Consider the following 19,338-nt stretch of genomic DNA (forward strand, 5'->3'; position numbering starts at 1 on the left):
GGCGCGGCGCTAGCGGATGCGGTGCGCCACCAGCAGCCAGCTGTTGAAGGGGGTACGCCCGTGCAGCGGCCGGGGGGCCGTCACCTGCAATCCGGCTTCGGTCAGCGTCGCCTGCAGCACCTTTGGATCGGGGTAGTGGCACGGTCGCGTGCCCATCCAGCCAACCAGCCAGGCCAACCGGTCGGCCACCCGGGTGGTGCGGTCGCGGCCATCGCCGGTGGCCAGCGGCGTCCGCAGCAGCAGGCGGCAACCGGGGGCCACCCGCGCACTGGCCGCGCGCAGCAGCGCCTGTTGCGGACCCGCGTCCAGGTACTGCAGCACATCCAGCAGCAATACGTGCCCGGCCCGTGCCGGCAGCGGCGCCTGCAGATCCAGACAATCGAAGTGCACATCGTGCAGATCGACGGCAGCGCGCCGGGCGCGCGTGATCTTGGCGGCATCCACGTCTACGCCCAGGTAGCGTTGGGTACCGCCACGCTGGCGCAGCACGTGGGCCAACAGGCCCAGTCCGCAGCCCAGGTCCAGTAGCGGCTGCCCGTCGTCAGGCAGGTGCTGCAACACGCCGTCGTACAGGGGGTCGCTGCCGAGTTTGCTGCGGGCGTAGTAGTAGTCGCGGCGGTTGCCCCAGGCCTGCGCTGGACGGAATGCCTCGGCGATCAAGCGAGACTGCGCGCTCGTCAGAGGAGTGCAGGGCAGCGGCGTGCCAGTCCGTGGCATGCCGTCCATCGCTTCAGTCCGTGCCGCCAAGCAGGTGCGCGGCCACCGGCAGTGCCCGCTCGCTCCACAGCGCATACATCCGCGCCGAGGGGTGCAGGCCGTCCTCGGCGATCATCGCCGGATCGGTGCCGCGGTCGCGGCTGATGTCGGTGATATCGACGAAGGCCACGCCCAGCCGGGTGCTGATCACCTCAGCGGCCGCATTGAACTCGTCGGTCTCGATCTCGACCGCGGCCAGGTCACGGCCACTGCCAGCACCGAACGGGGTGGTGCCCCAATCCGGGAAGGACAGCACCAGCACACGTTCGGCGCGGCCGGCAGCAAAGCCGATTGCCCGCTGCAGCAGCGCCTGGAACTGCAGGCGGTACTCGTCCAGCGGTCGGCCGCGGTACTGGTTGTTGACGCCGATCAGCAGGCTGACGAAATCGAACGGGCCCTGCGGCGCGGCTGCGTCGATGCCGGCGTCGAGCTCATCGGTGGTCCAGCCGGTGGTGGCGATGGTCTGTGGCTCGGCCAGGTCCACGCCCTGCGCGCGCAGGGCGGCGGCCAGCTGGTGCGGCCAGCGGCCTTCGACCGCCACCGCTTCACCGATCGTGTACGAATCGCCCAGCGCAAGGTAGGACAGCGCCACGGCTCAGGCCACCGAGCGGCGTGGCTTCAGCGGCACGACCTTGGTCGCGTCCTCGGCACGGCGGGCCAGCACGCGGTCGATGCGGGCGAACACATCGCGCATCACCGAGGCTTCCGGCAGCAGGGTCACGCGGAAATGATGGCGGTAGGGCACGTTGAAGCTGGAGCCCGGCACCACCAGCACGCCTTCGTTGTTCATCAGGTCCAGCGCGAAATCATGGTCGTCGAAGCCCTTGGCTGCGGCACCGACCACGGCCGGGAACGCGTACAGCGCACCGGCCGGCGCGACCAGCGACAGGTGCTCGCTGGCTTCGCAGGCCTCGATCACCGCGCGGCGGGTTTCATACAGGCGGCCACCCGGGGTGCACAGTCCGGAGATGGTATCCGGGCCATTCACCGCAGCATCGATGGCGTACTGGCCCGGCACGTTGGCGCACAGGCGCAGCGCGCCCAGCAGGTCCAGTGCGGCGCGGAAGTCACCCAGGCGCGCATCGTCGCCGCTGAGGTGGGCCCAGCCCACGCGCCAGCCGCAGGCGCGGTGCACCTTGCTAAGGCCACTGAAGGTCAGGCACGGGTGGTCGCCGGCCAGCGGCGCGACCGGCTGGAACACCGCGTCGTCGTACAGGATCTGGTCGTAGATCTCGTCGACCAGCAGCAGCAGGTTGTGGCGGCGCGCGATCTCGACCACGCGTTCCAGCAGCTCGCGCGGGTAGCTGGCGCCGCTGGGATTGTTCGGGTTGATCAGCACGATGGCGCGGGTGCGCGAGGACACCAGCGTCTCGATTTCGCTCGGGTCCGGCTGGAAGCCGTTCTCCGGCGCACAGCGGTAATACACCGGGCGGCCGTCATTGAGGATGGTCGAGGCCGACCACAGCGGATAGTCCGGCGAGGGCACCAGCACTTCGTCGCCCGGGTTGAGCAACGCCCGCAGCGACAGGTCGATCAGCTCGCTGACGCCGTTACCGACGAAGACGCGATCCGGGTGTGCATCGGGCGCACCGCGACGGGCGTAGGCCGCGGCAATGGCTTCACGCGCTTCCGGCAGGCCCTGCTGGTGGGTATAGGGATCGGTGCGGCCCATGTCATCGGCGATCGCGCGCTGCAGGTGTTCCGGTGCACGGAAGCCGAACGCACCGGGGTTGCCGATGTTGAGCTTGATCAGCTTGCGGCCCTGCGCCTCCAGCTCCCGCGCTCGCCGTGCCAGTTCTCCGCGGATTTCGTAGCGCACTTCGGAGAGGCGCTCGCGGATGACCAGGGGCTTGGGCGAGGGGGTGGACATGGGCGGTGGGCCGTCGAATGGCATGGGGCTTCCATGGTAGCGGAATTGCTGCAGCGCATGGCAAGGCCCCAGGGCTTGCCGTTGTTGGGCTGGCGGGGCACTGGCGCAGGTAGAATGGCGGCGATGACCCAGACACTCGATTTCACCGCCCTGCAGACCATCGGCTGGCCCTGGCCAGGCCCGGCGCAGCAGGCCGACTGGCAGGCTGTGATGGCCGCCCACCCGCAGGCCCGCCCGGCGCGGGTGATCGAACAGCATCGAACGCACTATGTCGTGGCCGATGGCCCGGATGCGGCGATCAAGGCCGAATCGCTGCCGGAATGGCAGCGCCCGCGCTTCCCCAGCCACGAACGGCCGGCGGTGGGCGACTGGGTGTTGCTGGATGGCATCCGCATCGTTGCCCTGCTGCCGCGGCGTACCGCGATCAAGCGTGGCGCGGCCGGCGAGCATTACCACCAGCAAGTGATCGCGGCCAACATCGATACGGTGTTCATCGTCTGTGGCCTGGATGCCGACTTCAATCCGCGCCGCATCGAGCGCTACCTGCTGCTGGTCGGCGGTGGCGGTGCCGAGCCGGTGGTGGTGCTGACCAAGGCCGACCAGACCGAATACAGCGAGGATGCGCTGGCGGTGCTGGAAGAGCTGGAGATGCAGGGCATCGCCCTGCATGCGATCAACGGCCTGGATGCCGACAGCGTGGCGGTGCTGGAACCGTGGCTGGGCCCGGGCCGCACCGTGGTGCTGGTGGGATCATCCGGTGCCGGCAAGTCGACGCTGACCAACACCCTGCTGGGCGAGCAGCGGATGAAGACCAATGCGGTGCGCGCCAATGACTCGCGTGGCCGCCATACCACCACCCATCGCGCGCTGATGCCGCTGCCGATGGGCGCCTGTCTGATCGACACCCCCGGCATGCGCGAACTGAAGCCAACCGGTGAAGAGACGCTGGCCGAAGGCGGTTTCGCCGATATCGAAGCGTTGGCGGCGCAGTGCCGCTTCAACGACTGCATGCATCAGCAGGAACCGGGTTGTGCGGTGCGTGCGGCGATCGACGCGGGCGAGATTGAAGAAAGCCGGCTGCTGAACTACTTCAAGCTGAAGGAAGAAGTGGCCGCCGCCGCGGCCAAGCTGGCCGTTCGCCAGGCCGAGACCGCGCAGGAGCGGGGTGGCAGGAAGGGCAAGGGGCAGCAGTTCCGCCCGGCCGGCAAGCCGCGTAGGCGTTGATCGGTACTGCGGGGTCGGATCCCATCGCGCGGCAATGGGCTCTGACCCCTGCAATGAAACCCGCCTCTGCCTGCTTCGGGTGGATGCCAACTGCCCGCTCCTGGTAGGTGCCAACGTTGGTTGGCACGAATCTGTCCGAAGCCCGCCTTCGGCGGATGCCAACCAAGGTTGGCACCTACCAAAGCAAGGGCAGGGCGCTATAGTCCGCGCATGGAACCGACCGCGACGCTGGACCGTGACGTGGCCCACCATGCAGCGCTCGATGCGCGCCTGGTCGAGGCCGTGGGAGGCATCCGCCTGCTGGGCCTGACCAGCTGGCCGGCAACGCTGCAGGCACCGTTCCTGGACAGCGTGGCGCGTGGCCAGCCGGTGCTGCCGAAGGTGGATTACCCTCGGCTCAACTTCAGCGAAGAGCGCCGCGCGCTGGCCGCGATTGCCGCCGACTGCGATGACAGCCATCCGCTGGGTCACTACGTGCGGCAGTCGGCGCAGAGCTGGGACCTGGCCGCACAGCTTCTGGAAGGGTTGGGCACGGCTGCGGTCGATACCTGCTCGGTGCAGCTGTTCGGCGCCCCCGAGCAGCCGCTGCCGGGCAATGGCCCAAGCACGCGCGAAGCGGCGCGTCACTTCATCCAGATTGCTGCCGAACTCGATCACGAACTGCTGGCGCCGGAAGAGCAGGTGCCGGTTTCGGCCATTGCCCTGCAGCTGCAGCTGCAGAACGATCTGGACGCGTTCTTCGAGTCGCGCATCATCCAGGTGCAGCTCGATCCGGAGCTGGTGTCCAAGGCCGCCGCCGGCCCGACCCGCATCCGCCTGCGCACCAGTGCGCGCTTCAGCGCCTACGACCGCGCGCAGTTGTTCCACCACGAAGCGCTGGTGCATTCGCTGACCGCCTTGAACGGCCGTGAGCAGCCTGTGCTGCCGAGCCTGGCACTGTCCTCGCCACGGGTGACCGCCACCCAGGAAGGGCTGGCGACGTTCGCTGAACAGATCACCGGCAGCATCGACATCGAGCGCCTCAAGCGCATCAGCCTGCGTACCGAGGCAATCGCGATGGCGCGCGAAGGTGCGGACTTCATCGAGGTGTTCCGCTACTTCTGCGATGCCGGGCAGAACCCGGAAGAGAGCTTCGCCTCGGCGCAGCGGGTGTTCCGCGGTGTGCCGCCGAGTGGCGGCCTGGCCTTCACCAAGGACACGGTGTACCTGCGCGGGCTGGTGTCGGTGCATACCTTCTTCCGCCACATGCTGGCCGAGGATCGCCTGCAGGTCTGCCGATGGCTGTTCGCCGGCAAGATGAGCCTGACCGATGCGATTGCGTTCGCGCCGTTGTTCGAGTCCGGTGTATTGAAGCCGCCGCGTTGGCTGCCGCACTGGGTGAGTCGCGCCAACGGCCTGGCCGGCATGCTGGCGTTCTCGCTGTTCGCCAACCGGATACGGATGGACCAGCTGGCGCCGGAATGAAATGCGTTGGCGACTTGTGGCGTCTTGATTGATATCGGAGAGAGCGGGGGGCTTGCGCTGGCCAGGACACGCCGCAAGTACGTCCCTGTAGGCTCGGCCACGGCATCCATGCCGTGGACGGTCCTGGCCAGCGCAAGCCCCCCGCTCCAGACGATTTCCCGCGAGACGGCCAGCAATCCACCAGAGGGATTGCGTTTGAAAAGCTTGAAAAGCAAAGAGCCGGGCATTGCCCGGCTCTTTGCTTTTGCATTTGCTTTCAATTGTCTCCGCGCCGGCGCGGGGAACTGTCCAGCGTGGGTAGGCAGGCCCATGCAGGACCGTGAGGCGCATGGATGCGCCGATCGAGCCCCCATGGATGGGTTTACGGCGTGTCCTGCATGGGCCTGCCTACCCACGCCATGCAGGAACAATCAACGCGCCGCAGCGCCTGCTTCTGACTTAGAACTCCGCCGCCACCGTCATGAACAGCTGCCGCGGTGCGCTCGCATGAATCGCATAACGCGTGCCCTTGGGATCGGTCGGTGCGAACGAGCTCAGCTGGCCGGCATAGCGCTTGTTGGTCAGGTTGGTCGCGTTCAACGACACCCGCACGTTGCGCAGGCCCATGCCCGGGCCGAAGTCGTAGCCCGCACCGGCGTCGAAGGTGGTCACGCCCGGCACCGACTGGTCGTTGGTGTAGGTGTAGTAACGCTTGCCTGTGTACTTGGCACGCAGGCTGGCAAAGAAGCCATCGCGGTTCCAGCTGATTTCACTGGAGGCCATGCGCTGTGGCGTATCCACGGTGATCTTGCCGGCCACCGGCACCACCGCGCCGCCGGACAGGTAGTCGTCCTCGTAGGTGGTCTTGTTCCAGGACAGCGCGTTGTACCACTGCAGGCCGTCGATCGGCTTGAGTATGAAGGTCAGCTCCGCGCCGTGGCTCTTTACCGAACCGACGTTGATGAAACGGGTCACGCACTCCGGGCGCGTGCCGACTTCGATGCTTGAGCACGGGTTCAGCGACAGCAGGCGGTTGTCGAACTTCACGTTGTAGGCCGCGATCGACGCCTGGTACTTCTCACCGAAAGTACGGAAACCGGCTTCCAGGCTCTTCGACTTCTCCGGCTCCAGGCCGGCGCTGGCCGCGAACGATTCCGGCGACACCTGCAGCGGGCCGCCGCTGCCACCGCCGACGAAGGCAGCGATGTTCTCGGCATACGAGGCGAACAGCTCGTTGTTGGCGTTGAGCTTGAAGCCCAGGCCCAGCTGCGGCAGCACCGATTCCTTGGCAGTCAGCGTGCCCGAGGCGATGCTGGTTTCCACCCCCGGGTTGGCGGTGGCGCGCATGCGGGTGTTCGGGCTCTTGATGCCGACGTCCACGGTCAGGCGCTGGTCGAGGAAGCGCATGCGGTCCTGCACGTAGAACTGGCGCGTGCGGATGTCGAAGTCCTGGTTGAACAGCAGGCGGTCCGGGTTTTTCAGGTACAGGTCGTCCAGGAACGGACCGCTGATGTAGTAGAAGTTGCGCGAGACGTTATGGTCGTTCTGCTCGTACCACAGGCCGGCTTCCAGCTCGTGGATGCCCACCGTCCACGACAGCGCGGCAGTCAGGCCGTCGCGGTTGATCGTGTAGTTGGTGCTGCGGATCGAGATCGGCAGCATCTTGTCGGTTCCCGGGTAGGACGGCTGGCCCGGTGCCCACCAGTGGCCCTGGCCACGGTTGTCATGGTGGTAGGCCAGCAGCTTGAGGCGGCCCTGCTCACCGAGGCGCAGGTCGGCATCGACCGAATAGAGGTTGTCGTCGCGCAGTGCGCGGCTCTGGTAGTACGCATCGTCGATGCTGTTGACGCCACCACTGAACTTGCACTTGCTGCGGTCCAGCGTGCCCGGTGCGCAGTATGCGGCGGCGACGGCGCGCTCCCAGTCCGGCGCGTAGATGTTCCAGTCATAGCCCAAGCCGCGCGCCAGCATGTCCTTGGACAGGTAGGCGTAGTTGGCCTGGCTGGCGCGCGAGGTCGCGACGAACGCACCGAAACGATGGTCGCCCACGTTCCACACCGCCTTGGCATTGAACTGGCGGGTGGTCTGGTTCTGGTACGGCGCGGCCCACATGTCCTGGTCCTGGTGTACGCCGGAGACGTAGGCCGAGAAGCCGTTGATGTCGCCGGTGTCCACGCGCAGGTAGCCGCGGCGCTGGCTGTTGTCGCCAACGGTGACGCTGGCGCGGCCACCGAATTCGGTCGACGGGTCCATCGAGAAGTACTGGATGGTGCCACCCAGGTTGCTGGTCGAGGCCACGCCCAGCGAACCGATGCCCTGCGACAGCTCTGCGCCGGCCAGGTTCTCGGCGATGATCGCGCGGGCAATGCTCAGGCCGTTGTAGTTGCCGTAGCTGTTGTCACCCAGCGGGATGCCGTCCAGCGTGTAGCCGAGGCGACTCTTGTCGAAGCCGCGCAGGCTGATGGTCTGCGACTCCTCGTTGGCACCGAAGGCATCGTTGGACTGCACCGACACGCCTGGCAGGCGGTCGAGGATCTTCTGGCCGCTGGTGCCCGGCGGCAGCACCTGCTTGTCCACCGTGGTGATGCGCTGCACCTGGCGGGTCTCGCCCTGGCCGATCACGGAGACAGTATCCAGCGTCTGCGCGCTCAGCGCGGCATCGGTGCTGGCGCCGGTATCGGCGGCGGTGGCGGCATGGGCGCTGGCGGCGGAGAGCGCGATCGCCACGGCGATCGTCAGGTGTCGGGTCTGCATGGTGGTCCGTTGCATTGGGGGTGGTCACCGGCACGGATGCGCGGTGCATGGCCACTATGCGAACGGAACATGAAACCTTCTTTACGGAAAACCAACGAACGGTGCAGGGTGGTGTGCAACCTGCAACATTCCTGTCACGGCGGCGGTGCATCTGCCGGTTTGAGGATCACCTGCGCGACGCACGCGTGATGCAATCCGGGAAAAAGGTAGCTCACCCATCGATCCGGGGATGGGTAGCTCAACGTCAATGCCTGTTCCGGGGCGTGGCCTGAAGGAGGAAGCACGCGCGCTGGCGCGACCTGGCGCTGGACGATCTGCTGACGCGTCACGCATGCGCCCCCGACATCCAGGCGCACGGAGTGCACGTGCTGGCGATCGGCCTGCAGCAGGACCATGCCGCCGGTGATCTGGAGCGGTGGGGACAGGGCCACCGGTGGCAGCGTGATGCCCGGCAATGCATAAGGTGTTTCGATGATGGCCACTGTCGCTGGCAGCATGGCGCGAAGGTCTTCCAGACGCGCCGCGCGGGGCAACGGTTTGCCCCAGCTGCGGGTCAGTTCGAGCAGACGATCTGCCTGCACGTCGTCAGCCATCGGCAGCTGGTCGGGTGCGGCCGCCGCACACAGTGCAGGCAGCAGGATCGCAAGGTTTCCCCACCACAGACGCTGCATGGGTGAACTTCCGGTTCACGGATGCTGCCGGTATAGCACGCACCGGGTACAGGCAAGAAAAAAGGGGCCGGATGCCCCCCCCCCGCAAGCGAAGGTTCTCCGGCCCCGCGCACTCCGTGGGGGAGGCGGTCCACGTACTGCGTGGACGAGGGCTTACCCCATGTACAGGCCACCGTTGACCGGATAATCGGCGCCGGTCACGTACGAGGCTTCATCCGAGGCCAGCCACGCACACAGGCCGGCCACTTCTTCCGGACGGCCCAGGCGGCGCACTGGCACCGAGGCGGCCAGCCGGTCCAGCACATCTGGCGGGAAACTGCTGATGGCCTGGCTGGCGATGTAACCCGGCGACAAGGTGTTGACGGTGACCCCGCGCGAGGCCACTTCCGCGGCCAGCGCACGGCTGAAGCCATGCATCGCGGCCTTGGCGGTGGCGTAGTTCACCTGGCCGATCTGGCCCTTGTGGGCGCTGACCGAACCGATGTTGATGATGCGGCCCCAGCCCCGCGTGGCCATGCCGTCGACCACCTGCTTGGTCAGGTTGAACAGCGAGTTGAGGTTGGAGGCGATCACCGCATTCCAGTCCTCCACCGTCATCTGCCGGAACAGCAGGTCGCGGCTGCCACCGGAGTTGTTGACCAGCACGTCCACTTCACCGACTTCGGCGCGCACCTTGGCGAACGCGGCGCTGGTCGAGGCCCAGTCGGTAGCGTTGCCTTCGGAGGCGATGAAGTCGAAGCCCTGTTCGCGCTGCTCGCGCAGCCAGTTGGCCTTGCGCGGCGAGTTCGGCGCGCAACCGGCAACCACGGTGTGGCCGCTGCGGGCCAGGCTCTGGCAGATGGCAGTACCGACACTGCCCATGCCGCTGGTGACGTAAGCGATTCGAAGCGTCATTGCAGAAGGCTCCTTGGTAAGAGGTCAGGCGGCGAGCGGGTACAGGCCGAACAGCAGGCTGCCGACCATCAGCAGCATCGAGATGGCGATGGCCCACTTCAGGGTGAACTTCTGGTGGTCGGCGAATTCGACTTTGGCCAGGCCTACCAGCAGGTAGGTGGACGGCACCAGCGGGCTGAGCAGGTGCACCGGCTGGCCGGCCAGCGAGGCGCGCGCCATTTCCACCGGGGTGATGCCGTAGTTGCCGGCGGCCTCGGACAGGATCGGCAGCACGCCGAAGTAGAACGCGTCGTTGGACATGAAGAACGTGAACGGCATCGATGCCACGGCGGTGATCACCGCCAGGTACGGGCCCCACGATTCCGGAATGACGGCCAGGAAGCTGTGCGACATCGCTTCGACCATGCCGGTGTTGTTGAGGATGCCGGTGAAGATGCCTGCGGCGAAGATCAGCGACACCACCGACAGCACGTTGCCGGCATGGTTGACTACGCGGCGGCGCTGCTCGGCCAGGTTCGGGTAGTTGATCACCAGGGCGATGGCGAAACCGACCATGAACAGGACCGGCATCGGCAGGATGCCGATGATCAGCGCGGTCATCAGCGCTACGGTCAGGGCCAGGTTCACCCACAGCAGCTTCGGACGCTTGATGTCCTCGGCGTCTTCCACAGTCGGCAGCGCATTGCTGTCGTCGGACACGCTGTTGTCCATCCAGCTGCCACCCTTGGGCAGGGTCACCACACCCAGCCGGCGGCGTTCCTTCAGGCCCAGGTACCAGGCCAGCAGCAGCACGCCGGCGCAGGCGATCACCATCGACGGGATCAGCGGCACGAACACATCGGCCGGGTCCACGTGCAGTGCAGTGGCCGCGCGTGCGGTCGGGCCGCCCCACGGCGTCAGGTTCATCACCCCGCCGGCAAGGATGGTCACGCAGGTCATGTTCAGCGCGTTCATGCCCAGCCGCTGGTACAGCGGCAGCATTGCCGAGACGGTGATCATGTAGGTGGTGGAGCCATCACCATCGAGCGAGATCAGCATCGCCAGCACGGCGGTGCCAAGCACGATCTTCATCGGATCGCCCTTGACGAAGCGCAGGATGATCCGCACCAGCGGATCGAACAGGCCCGCATCGATCATCACGCCGAAGTAGAGGATGGCGAACATCAGCATCACGCCGGTCGGCGCGATCTTCTTGATGCCCTCCAGCATCATCTCGTCGAGGCCGGCGCCGAAGCCACCGATCAGCGCGAACAGGATGGGGATGGTGATCAGGGCGACGAGCGGCGACAGGCGTTTGCTCATGATCAAGTACATGAACGTAATGACCATGCCAAAGCCGAGGATGCTCAGCATCATCTGCGGACTCCTTGCGAAAACAGGACGTGGGGGAGTGGAAGGGGCCCGGGCGGCATGCCCGGGATTGCGGGCTTAGAAGTCGTACTGCAGGCGGCCGGTGACCGCGCGCGTGCGGTCCACCGTGACCCCGGCCAGGCGGTCGCGGTTGCGGCTTTCGATGACGTTGAGCATGAAGCGCAGGTTGTCGCGCAGGTACCAGTTGCCACCCAGCGTCCAGGCTTCGGTGCTGCCACGGCGCAGGTCCGGCGCACCGTCCAGGTGCTGCGCGCCCCACATCTGGTCGTAGCGCAATGCCAGTTCGAAGGCACCGGACTTGTGGCGGATATCCTTCACCCGCGCGAAGCGGCCGGTCTTGCGGTCGTAGGCGCGGCTCTCGCCGGTGACAAACCAGCTGAGCATACCGTAGGCGGCCATCACGTCACCGCGCTGGGCACCGTCATCGAAGGTGGCGCCGCTGAATTCGCCCTGCCAGGACAGCGGGCCGCGCACCTGCGCGTATTCCAGCGACCACTTGTTGACGTCGGTATCGCGGCCGGCGGAGAAGTTGACCAGGGTCAGGCGGCTTTCATCGGACAGATGGCCGGCCGGGCGCGGGCGGATGCTCAGGCCTGGAGTGCCGTTGGCGCCGGGGTTGTCGTACGCCTCGCGGGCCAGCGACAGGCCCAGGTGCAGCACGTCGCCCTCGCTGGGCGCGGGGGCCCAGGTGACGCGGCCACCGGCGGCGCGGCCCTTCACCTGCCAGGCGTCGATGCTTTCCAGGCTGTAGATGCTGGCCGCCCAGGTGAAGTCACCCGGATTGGCCTGCCACGACGCACCCAGACGGTACAGCGGGGCCAGCGTGGTGCCGGCGTTGCCGCGCTCCAGGAAGCTGCCATAGTTGGAACCGGTGCGGTCGTCCAGCGAGAAATACTGCTTGAACTGGCCCACGGTGAGGCGGCCGGCATCACCGAAGCTGCGGCTCAGGTAGACGTCTTTGGCCTCGACACGGTCGCCGGAGAAATCGGCTTCCAGCTTGTAGTCGACCACGAAGAACTTGCCGGAAACGTCAACCCAGGCGCGGCGGATCTCGGTGTCGTCCTTGTTCGGCGTACCGCGGTTGTCGTTGTCGAAGGTGGCGAAGTCCAGGTGCAGGCGGCCGCCCAGGCTGGCGGTGACCGGACGGTCGTCTTCGGCGGCAAAGGCCGGCGCCGACAGGGCAGCCATAGCCATCATGGCGGCAGGACGCCGCCAGGCAAACGTGAATTCCACAAACCCTCCCAGGTGCACGCCAGGCGCGCGGCAATCGTGGGCACCGGACGGTGCGCGGCCGCAGTCTGGGTCGGGCAAGCTGTCATCGTCCTGTCAGCGATTTGTGCGGTGCAGCGAGGATCGTTGCCGCTGCGCTCGCCGGGCCATGCCCGGCGGACGCCATCCCGCTCCACGCGGTAGCATTCGTTTCCCCTCCCACTCCCGTGCCCATGCGCCTGCTGCTGGTCGAAGACAATCAGGATCTGGCCGATGCCATCATCCGCCGCATGCGCCGCAGTGGGCACGCCGTGGACTGGCAGGCCGATGGCCTGGCCGCCGCCAGCGTGCTGCGCTACCAGAGTTTTGATCTGGTGGTGCTGGATATCGGCCTGCCGAAACTGGATGGGCTGCGGGTGCTCGCAGGCATGCGCGAGCGTGGTGACAGCACACCGGTGCTGATGCTGACCGCACGCGATGGCATCGAAGATCGCGTGCAGGCGCTGGATGTCGGTGCCGACGATTACCTGGGCAAGCCATTCGATTTCCGCGAGTTCGAAGCGCGCTGCCGCGTGCTGCTGCGCCGCGCGCGTGGCCAGGCCAGTGAGGTGGTGCAGATCGGGGGGTTCCAATTCGACAATGCCGCGCACCGCGTCAGTCTCGACGGCGAACCGATCGAACTGCCCAACCGCGAGTACCGGTTGCTGGAGATTCTGGTCGGCCGCCTCGGCCAGGTGGTCGGCAAGGACGAAATCGGCAATGGCCTGTTCGGCTTCGATGACGAGGCCGGTCCGAATGCGATCGAGCTGTACATCGGTCGCCTGAGAAAAAAACTGGCCGCTGCGCCGTTGCGCATCACTACGGTGCGCGGTGTCGGCTACCTGCTGGAAGCCAGTGATACCCATGCCGACGCCGATGGCTGACGCACGTGCTGCGACTGCGGCGCCGGGTTCGTTGCGGCGCACCCTGCTGCTCTACCTCGGCGTGCTGCTGGCGGTGTTCGCGGTGGCCCTGCTCTTCGCCGCACGCGATTACGGCCAGCGCGCCGCCAACCGATCCTATGATCACCTGCTGGTGTCCTCGGCGCTGTCCATCGCCGATTCGGTGGCCCTGGTCGACGGCCAATGGCAGGTCGACCTGCCTTATGCGGCGCTGGACCTGCTGGCGATGGCGCCGGAGGATCGCGTGTTCTATCGGGTCGCCGACAGCCGCGGCAACCTGATCACCGGCTATGGCGACCTGCCGGAGCCGCCGCGCCGGCCCGGCACGCAACCGCAGTTGTTCGATGCCGCCTACAGCGGCGAGACCGTGCGCTTCGTGGTGGTCGGCCGCAGTTTCGCGGCCGCCTCGGCGCAGGGCGAGGTGCAGGTCCAGGTCGGCCAGACCCGGCGCGCCCGCGAAGCGGTGGCGCAGGACCTGGTCAATCGAGCGTTGCTGGCGATCGGTGTGCTGTCCGGCCTGCTGCTGGCGCTGGTGGCCTTTGGCGTGCACCGCGCGTTCCGGCCGCTGGTGCGGGTGGAACGCGAGCTGTCGCGCCGCGAGCCGTCCGACCTGAAACCGCTGGATGCGCGCGTGCCGCGTGAGATGGACCAGATGGTGGCCGCCTTGAACCGCTTCATGGAGCGCCTGTCCAGCAGCAATGAAACCCTGCGTGCGTTCATGGCCGAGGCCGCGCACCAGATGCGCACGCCCTTGGCCGCGCTGCGTGCGCAGGCGCAGCTGGCGCTGGACGACGACGACCCGGAAGACATGCGCCGCAGCCTGCAGGCGATCGAGCGCAACGCCACCCATATGAGCCGGTTGCTCAACCAGCTGCTCAGCGATGCCAGCGTGATCCATCGTTCGCACCTGCAGCGCTTTGCAACGGTGGACCTGGCCGAGACCGTGCACCAGGCCCTGCATGAAGCGCTGCCGCAGGCCGGCCCGGCGCCGCGCGTGCAACTGGCGATGACCGCCGAGCCGGTGCAGGTGCATGGCGATGCACTGCTGCTGCGCGAGGCGATCAAGAACCTGGTCGACAACGCCCTGAAGTACGGTGGCGATGGCCCCTTGCAGATCGCACTGACCGTGGAAGGTGGGCAGGCGGTGCTGACCATTGCCGACCACGGTACCGGGATTGCCGCAGCAGACGCAGAGCGCGTCTTTGAACGTTTTGCCCGTGGCGAAGGTGCGCCGTCCGGCGGTGCTGGCCTCGGCCTCGCCATCGTCAAGCGCGTGGTCGACAGCCACGGCGGCCGCATCGATCTCAGCAACCGTCCGCAGGGCGGCTTGATCGCTACCATCCGCCTGCCCCGGAGCAGTTCATGATCCGCCTGTTCGCCGCTGCCGTTGCCCTGCTGCTGGCCGTGCCGGTGCTGGCCGCGCCGGGCGACGTGCGCCGCTTCCCTGCGCAGGGAAAGGCGGCTGCGCAGCTGCGCATCCACGGCACCACCGACATCGAAGTGTTCGCGGTGGTCATCGCCGACTACCAGCGCCTGCATCCCGGCACCGAAGTGGTGTACGAGGACATCATCACCCAGGACCTGTACGCGCGTTACCTGCATGACCGCGCCGGACCTGCATCGCCGGACCTGCTGATCTCCAGCGGCATGGATCTGCAGACCAAGCTCGTCAACGACGGCCATGCACTGCCGCACCGTTCGGCGCAGACCGCTGCGCTGCCGGCCTGGGCGCAGTGGCGCAACGAGGCGTTCGGGATCAGCTACGAGCCGGTGGTCATGGTCTACAACACCCGAGCGCTGCCTGCAGCGAAGGTGCCGCACACCCGGCGTCAGCTGCTGGACCGGCTGCGCGCGGAGGGCGCGCCGCTGCGCGGAAAGGTCGGCACCTATGACATCGAGCGCAGCAGTGTCGGTTACCTGCTGGCGACCCAGGACGCGCAGCGTGGCAGCATCGCCGGTGCATTGCTGGGTGCGCTCGGTGACAACGACGTGGTGCGCGAAGAGCGCACCGGCGTGCTGCTGGACCAGCTGGCCAGCGGTCAGCTGTCGCTGGTCTACAACGTGCTCGGCTCCTACGCGCAGGCACGCGTCGATGCCGGCGCGCCGCTGGCCATCGTCGAACCCGAGGACTACACGCTGGTGGTGCTGCGCACCGCAGTGATTCCGCGCACGGGTCCGCACCCGGAAGAAGCGCGGCGCTTCCTCGATTACCTGCTGTCGCCACGCGGCCAGCAGGTGCTGTCGCGCGAGGCGCGGCTGATGCCGATCGTCACCGGCAGTGCACGCGGCGCGAATGCACCCGGCCGCAGCCGCCGCCCGATCCAGCTGGGTCCCGGCCTGCTGGTGTACCTGGACGCGCTCAAGCGGCGCCAGTTCCTCGATGCGTGGCGCAGCAGCGTGGAGCCGGCGGGGCGCTGATGCCCTGATGGCGCCGGGCCATGCCCAGCGGAGGCCGTTGGCTGCCCGTACAATGGCGGCATGAGCGAATACACCATCCTGATCGCCGATGACCACCCGCTGCTGCGTTCGGCGGTGGTGCAGTCATTGCGGCAGAACCTGCCGCTGGTGCAGGTGCGCGAGGTTGCCAGCGCTGAAGCGCTGGCTGAGGCACTCGACGCGCACCCGGATGTGGACCTGGTGCTGCTCGACCTGACCATGCCCGGCGCACACGGTTTTTCCGCGCTGCTGCACGTGCGCGGCTCGCATCCGGACATACCGGTGGTCATCCTCTCGTCCAACGACCACCCGCGTGTGATCCGCCGCGCGCAGCAGTTCGGTGCCGCCGGTTTCATCCCGAAGTCGGCGCCGGCCGAGACCATCGGCGAGGCGGTGCAGGCCGTGCTTGATGGGGGCCTGTGGTTCCCGGCGATGGCCGCCGAGCGTTCGGAGGCCGATGCGCTGCTGGCCAGCCGCCTGGCGCAGCTGACCCCGCAGCAGTTCCGCGTGCTGCTGTGCCTGGCCGATGGCCTGCTCAACAAGCAGATTGCTTACACGCTGGGTCTGGCGGAAAACACGGTGAAGGTGCATGTCACCGCGATCCTGAAGAAGCTCGAATGCCACAGCCGCACGCAGGCCGCAGTGCTGGTGAAGGCGCTGGAGCCTGAGGGCGACGCCGGCACCGGGTTGTAGTTTCCAACCAACGGCGCAGCCCCTCGTGGGTGGTGCCTGGTTGGTCACCGAGAGCCGGATTGCTGAGGGCTGGCCGGGTGGGTGGGTAGTGCGGGGACGCCGTAAACCCATCCATGGGGGCTTGGCCGCGGCATCCATGCCGCGGACACCCCGCACTACCCACCCACCCGGCCGCTGACAGTTCATGGTGTTCTCCCACCCACGGAGAAGAAAAAGAAGATCAAAAGCGGGTCGCGCGCTGCGCTTTCTCGTGTAGAGCGGAGCCGATGCTCGGCTTCGCGGACCCGCCCAAAGCAGCCGAGCGTGGGCTCGGCTCTACAAAAAAAAGCGGCCCACCCACGGCTTTTGCTTTCCACGACCAACCAGACACCATCCACGAGGGGCTGCGCCGTTGGCTGGAATCACCCGCGATGCCGCACCAGCAACTGACTCATCAGCGCCCGCAGCGCCGGCGGCTTCACCGGCTTGGCCATCATTCCCCAGCCACGTTCGGCGGCCATCTCACGCAATCCCGCATCGCGTTCGGCGGTGACCAGCACCACCGGCGGACGGGCCTGCCACAGCTCTGCCAATGTCTCGTACAGCACCGGTCCATGGTGGTCGCCCATGCGTACATCCAGCAGCACCAGCTCCGGCACTGTTCCGGCGGTGGCCAGCTGCAGCGCGGCCTGCGGGCCGTCGGCCAGCACCACCTCGCAGCCCCAGCGCTCCAGCAACGCGCGGCTGGCTGCACACACGTGCGGGTCGTCGTCGATCACCCACACCCGGCACCCGCGCAGGGGATTGTCCGCAGCAGGCTCCTGCACCAGCACCGGAGGTGGTGCAGTGGCTGGAATCGCGCTGGCCTCGCCGAATGGCACGCCCACCGCGAACACGCTGCCCTGGCCCAGCTGCGAGCGCAGCCGGATCGGATGGCCGAGCAGGCGGCCGATACGGTCGACGATCGCCAGGCCGAGGCCGGCACCGCGTTGCTGGCCATCATGCAGGCGGCGGAATTCCTCGAAGATCTCGCCCTGCAACGCGTCCGGAATACCAGGACCCTGGTCGTGCACTTCGATCCACAGCAGCCCTTCGCGGCGTCGGCAGCCCAGCAGCACGCGGCCGCGCTCGCTGTAGCGCAGTGCATTGGACAGGAAATTCTGCAGGATGCGGCGCAGCAGTGCCTCATCGCTGACCACTACGGCATTGGTATCGATCCAGTCGACCACCAGCCCACGCGACTGTGCGGCGATGCCGAATTCGCGTGCGAGCGTCTGCAGCAGCGGCCCGAGCCGGAAGGCCTGTACACGGGTCGGCAGGCTGCCCGATTCCAGCCGGGCGATATCCAGCAGGCTGTTGAGGATCGCATCCTGCGCGGCCAGTGCAGCGTCGATGTGGTCGCTGGTCTGCTGCTGCACCGGGTCACTCAGCTTGCCGCGCAGCACCGAAACGAACATGCGCGCGGCATTGAGCGGTTGCAGCAGGTCGTGCACGGCCGAGGCGACGAAGCGGGTCTTGTAGCGGTTGGCCTGTTCGGCCTCGCGGCGTGCTTCGTCCAGGTCACGGGTGCGCTCGGCAATCCGATGTTCCAGTGCATCGGCCAGCGAGCGCAGTTCGCGCGCGGCATTCTTGTAGCTGGTGATGTCGGCGTAGCTGGTGACGAAGCCGCCGTCAGGCAGCGGATTGCCGCGGATTTCCAGCACCGTGCCGTCATCCTTCTCGCTCTCGCGCATGTGCGGGCGGCCACTGCGCAGGTGGTTCAGGCGGCGCTCGATGGCCTCGTCGACCGGGCCGGGACCGAGCAGGCCACGGCGGGCGTTGAAGCGGAACAGCTCTTCGATCGGCCGGCCCACGCGTACCAGGTCCAGCGGGAAGCGGAACAGTTCCAGATAGCGCGAATTCCAGGCAACCAGGCGCAACTCGCGATCGATCACCACCACGCCCTGCGGCAGGTGTTCGAGGCTGCGGCTGAGTCCGCTGTCGGCGTCGGTGGCCGCCTGCAGCAGGCCATCCTGTGCGGTGCGCAGTTCCTGTGCGTGCTGCTTGAGCAGGGTTTCCAGTTCGCGGCGGCTGCGCAGTCGATGCTTGGCCAGGCGCCGCCGCTGCTGCACGAACAGCACCAGGAAGCCCAGTGCCAGCCACGCTGCGCCACCGGTCAGGGCCGCGGCTCGCCCGGCTGCAGTGGCGGCACTGGCATCGTGCAGCAGGTGCAGGTTCCAGTTCTCGGCTGGCAGCGGCAGGCTCTGCCACAGCATCGGCTGCGGCAGTACAGGATCCAGCAGGCGCACCATGCGGCCACCGTCGGCCAGCACGTCTTCAGTGCGTGCGCGCAGTGGCTGCAGGGCACGGTCGGCGTACTGGCGCGCATCCAGCATCTCGCGGCGCTCATCGGCGCCCAGCGGGCGCAGCAGCCTGTAGCGCCAGCTGTCACGGTTGGCCAGGAACACCACGTCGTGGTCGTCACTGGCCAGCACCACGTCCGGGCTGCTCAGCCATTCCTGTTCCAGTGCGGACAGCTCGACCTTGATCACCACTACGCCCAGTCGCTTGCCGTCTTCCTCGATGGCCTGCGACAGGTAGTAGCCGGGCACGCCGGTGGTCATGCCGATCCCGTAGAAGCGGCCACGGCCCTGGGCCAGTGCCTGGCGGTAGTAGGGGCGGTAGCTGTAGTTCTCGCCGACGTTGGTGGTCGGCTGGTCCCAGTTGCTCGCCGCCACGGCCACGCCATCGTGACCGACCAGAGTCAGGGTGGAAGCGCGGGTGACTTCATTGGCACGTTGCAGCTTGAGGTTCAGCCGCTGCCGTTCGGTGGGCGAGGGTGGCACGCGTAGTGCGTGCAGAAGATCCGGATCGAGCGCCAGCACCTGCGGCAACGTGCCGAATCGGTCGATACGCTGCTGCAGCCCCTGGCCGTAAAGCTGAAGCTGGCGTTGCACCTGGCTGCTCTCGTCGCCGAGGGCGCGTCGCCAGGCGTAGTGGCCGGCGGCGACGGCGCACAGCACGGTGCCGCCGACCATGACCAGCAGGGTGAGCAACAGCATCCGGTGGCGGCTGAGCCAGTACATGGCGGCAGTCTACGCAGGGCCGGCGGGCGTGA

Annotated in this window: 15 protein-coding genes; 6 read left to right on the forward strand and 9 right to left on the reverse strand. The window is 67.3% G+C overall.

What is annotated here, in order from left to right; all coding sequences use genetic code 11:
* Positions 1–9: 9 nt before the first annotated feature.
* From DI041_RS13640 to DI041_RS13650, 3 genes are read right to left on the reverse strand one after another with little or no spacing between them, the layout of a single operon-like run.
* Entirely contained in the window at positions 10–726 is a 717-nt protein-coding gene (locus DI041_RS13640; RefSeq protein ID WP_136639611.1) for a class I SAM-dependent methyltransferase, read from the reverse strand.
* A gap of 4 nt (positions 727–730) precedes the next feature.
* Positions 731–1,348 (reverse strand): SGNH/GDSL hydrolase family protein, encoded by a 618-nt coding sequence (locus tag DI041_RS13645; RefSeq protein ID WP_046983012.1) that lies wholly within the window; start codon positions 1,346–1,348, stop codon positions 731–733.
* 3 nt (positions 1,349–1,351) lie between these two features.
* Positions 1,352–2,626: a pyridoxal phosphate-dependent aminotransferase gene (locus DI041_RS13650; RefSeq protein WP_046983015.1), complete on the reverse strand. Its 1,275-nt coding sequence runs from the start codon at positions 2,624–2,626 to the stop codon at positions 1,352–1,354.
* Positions 2,627–2,740: 114 nt separating this feature from the next.
* Here DI041_RS13650 and rsgA point away from each other — a divergent pair, with 114 nt between their 5' ends.
* Positions 2,741–3,850, forward strand: a complete 1,110-nt coding sequence (gene rsgA, locus DI041_RS13655) for a ribosome small subunit-dependent GTPase A (RefSeq protein WP_136639610.1) — start codon at positions 2,741–2,743, stop codon at positions 3,848–3,850.
* 210 nt (positions 3,851–4,060) lie between these two features.
* Positions 4,061–5,314 (forward strand): flavohemoglobin expression-modulating QEGLA motif protein, encoded by a 1,254-nt coding sequence (locus DI041_RS13660; RefSeq protein WP_136639609.1) that lies wholly within the window; start codon positions 4,061–4,063, stop codon positions 5,312–5,314.
* 438 nt (positions 5,315–5,752) lie between these two features.
* Here DI041_RS13660 and DI041_RS13665 read toward each other — a convergent pair whose 3' ends face one another.
* The 5 genes from DI041_RS13665 to DI041_RS13685 all read right to left on the reverse strand — a co-directional run bounded on the left by DI041_RS13665 (position 5,753) and on the right by DI041_RS13685 (position 12,180).
* Positions 5,753–8,047 carry a TonB-dependent receptor gene (locus tag DI041_RS13665; protein ID WP_136639608.1) on the reverse strand — a complete coding sequence of 765 codons (2,295 nt, stop codon included), beginning with the start codon at positions 8,045–8,047 and terminating at the stop codon, positions 5,753–5,755.
* A gap of 134 nt (positions 8,048–8,181) precedes the next feature.
* Positions 8,182–8,718, reverse strand: coding sequence for a hypothetical protein (locus DI041_RS13670; RefSeq protein WP_046987159.1), 537 nt, complete (start codon positions 8,716–8,718; stop codon positions 8,182–8,184).
* A gap of 153 nt (positions 8,719–8,871) precedes the next feature.
* Positions 8,872–9,612: an acetoacetyl-CoA reductase gene (gene phbB / locus DI041_RS13675; RefSeq protein ID WP_012481221.1), complete on the reverse strand. Its 741-nt coding sequence runs from the start codon at positions 9,610–9,612 to the stop codon at positions 8,872–8,874.
* A gap of 24 nt (positions 9,613–9,636) precedes the next feature.
* Positions 9,637–10,965, reverse strand: coding sequence for a CitMHS family transporter (locus DI041_RS13680; RefSeq protein WP_046987164.1), 1,329 nt, complete (start codon positions 10,963–10,965; stop codon positions 9,637–9,639).
* A gap of 75 nt (positions 10,966–11,040) precedes the next feature.
* Entirely contained in the window at positions 11,041–12,180 is a 1,140-nt protein-coding gene (locus DI041_RS13685; RefSeq protein WP_136639607.1) for an OprO/OprP family phosphate-selective porin, read from the reverse strand.
* Positions 12,181–12,425: 245 nt separating this feature from the next.
* Between DI041_RS13685 and DI041_RS13690 the strand changes: the two genes are divergently transcribed.
* The 4 genes from DI041_RS13690 to DI041_RS13705 are packed head-to-tail and all read left to right on the forward strand — an operon-like array spanning position 12,426 to position 16,262.
* Positions 12,426–13,115, forward strand: a complete 690-nt coding sequence (locus tag DI041_RS13690) for a response regulator transcription factor (protein WP_046987160.1) — start codon at positions 12,426–12,428, stop codon at positions 13,113–13,115.
* Entirely contained in the window at positions 13,108–14,499 is a 1,392-nt protein-coding gene (locus DI041_RS13695; RefSeq protein ID WP_046987161.1) for a sensor histidine kinase, read from the forward strand. The genes DI041_RS13690 and DI041_RS13695 overlap by 8 nt, the downstream gene beginning before the upstream one ends.
* Complete coding sequence (locus DI041_RS13700; RefSeq protein WP_046987162.1) at positions 14,496–15,551, forward strand: ABC transporter substrate-binding protein; 1,056 nt, start codon at positions 14,496–14,498, stop codon at positions 15,549–15,551. The genes DI041_RS13695 and DI041_RS13700 overlap by 4 nt, the downstream gene beginning before the upstream one ends.
* A 60-nt stretch (positions 15,552–15,611) precedes the next feature.
* Positions 15,612–16,262, forward strand: a complete 651-nt coding sequence (locus DI041_RS13705) for a response regulator (RefSeq protein ID WP_046987163.1) — start codon at positions 15,612–15,614, stop codon at positions 16,260–16,262.
* A gap of 401 nt (positions 16,263–16,663) precedes the next feature.
* On the opposite strand, the gene DI041_RS13710 is transcribed toward DI041_RS13705, so the two are convergent.
* Positions 16,664–19,306, reverse strand: a complete 2,643-nt coding sequence (locus DI041_RS13710) for a hybrid sensor histidine kinase/response regulator (protein WP_046985250.1) — start codon at positions 19,304–19,306, stop codon at positions 16,664–16,666.
* Positions 19,307–19,338 lie beyond the last annotated feature (32 nt).

Source organism: Stenotrophomonas maltophilia, assembly GCF_004920835.1.
Taxonomy (GTDB): Bacteria; Pseudomonadota; Gammaproteobacteria; order Xanthomonadales; family Xanthomonadaceae; genus Stenotrophomonas; species Stenotrophomonas maltophilia_AQ.

Excerpts from the sequence above, each read along its gene's own strand:
- DI041_RS13695 (WP_046987161.1), top strand. The coding sequence starts at position 13,108 with ATGGCTGACGCACGTGCTGCGACTGCGGCGCCGGGTTCGTTGCGGCGC.
- DI041_RS13685 (WP_136639607.1), bottom strand. The coding sequence starts at position 12,180 with ATGATGGCTATGGCTGCCCTGTCGGCGCCGGCCTTTGCCGCCGAAGAC.
- DI041_RS13690 (WP_046987160.1), top strand. The coding sequence starts at position 12,426 with ATGCGCCTGCTGCTGGTCGAAGACAATCAGGATCTGGCCGATGCCATC.
- DI041_RS13670 (WP_046987159.1), bottom strand. The coding sequence starts at position 8,718 with ATGCAGCGTCTGTGGTGGGGAAACCTTGCGATCCTGCTGCCTGCACTG.
- DI041_RS13665 (WP_136639608.1), bottom strand. The coding sequence starts at position 8,047 with ATGCAGACCCGACACCTGACGATCGCCGTGGCGATCGCGCTCTCCGCC.
- DI041_RS13640 (WP_136639611.1), bottom strand. The coding sequence starts at position 726 with ATGGACGGCATGCCACGGACTGGCACGCCGCTGCCCTGCACTCCTCTG.
- DI041_RS13700 (WP_046987162.1), top strand. The coding sequence starts at position 14,496 with ATGATCCGCCTGTTCGCCGCTGCCGTTGCCCTGCTGCTGGCCGTGCCG.
- DI041_RS13705 (WP_046987163.1), top strand. The coding sequence starts at position 15,612 with ATGAGCGAATACACCATCCTGATCGCCGATGACCACCCGCTGCTGCGT.
- DI041_RS13660 (WP_136639609.1), top strand. The coding sequence starts at position 4,061 with ATGGAACCGACCGCGACGCTGGACCGTGACGTGGCCCACCATGCAGCG.
- phbB (WP_012481221.1), bottom strand. The coding sequence starts at position 9,612 with ATGACGCTTCGAATCGCTTACGTCACCAGCGGCATGGGCAGTGTCGGT.
- DI041_RS13680 (WP_046987164.1), bottom strand. The coding sequence starts at position 10,965 with ATGCTGAGCATCCTCGGCTTTGGCATGGTCATTACGTTCATGTACTTG.
- DI041_RS13710 (WP_046985250.1), bottom strand. The coding sequence starts at position 19,306 with ATGTACTGGCTCAGCCGCCACCGGATGCTGTTGCTCACCCTGCTGGTC.
- rsgA (WP_136639610.1), top strand. The coding sequence starts at position 2,741 with ATGGCGGCGATGACCCAGACACTCGATTTCACCGCCCTGCAGACCATC.
- DI041_RS13650 (WP_046983015.1), bottom strand. The coding sequence starts at position 2,626 with ATGTCCACCCCCTCGCCCAAGCCCCTGGTCATCCGCGAGCGCCTCTCC.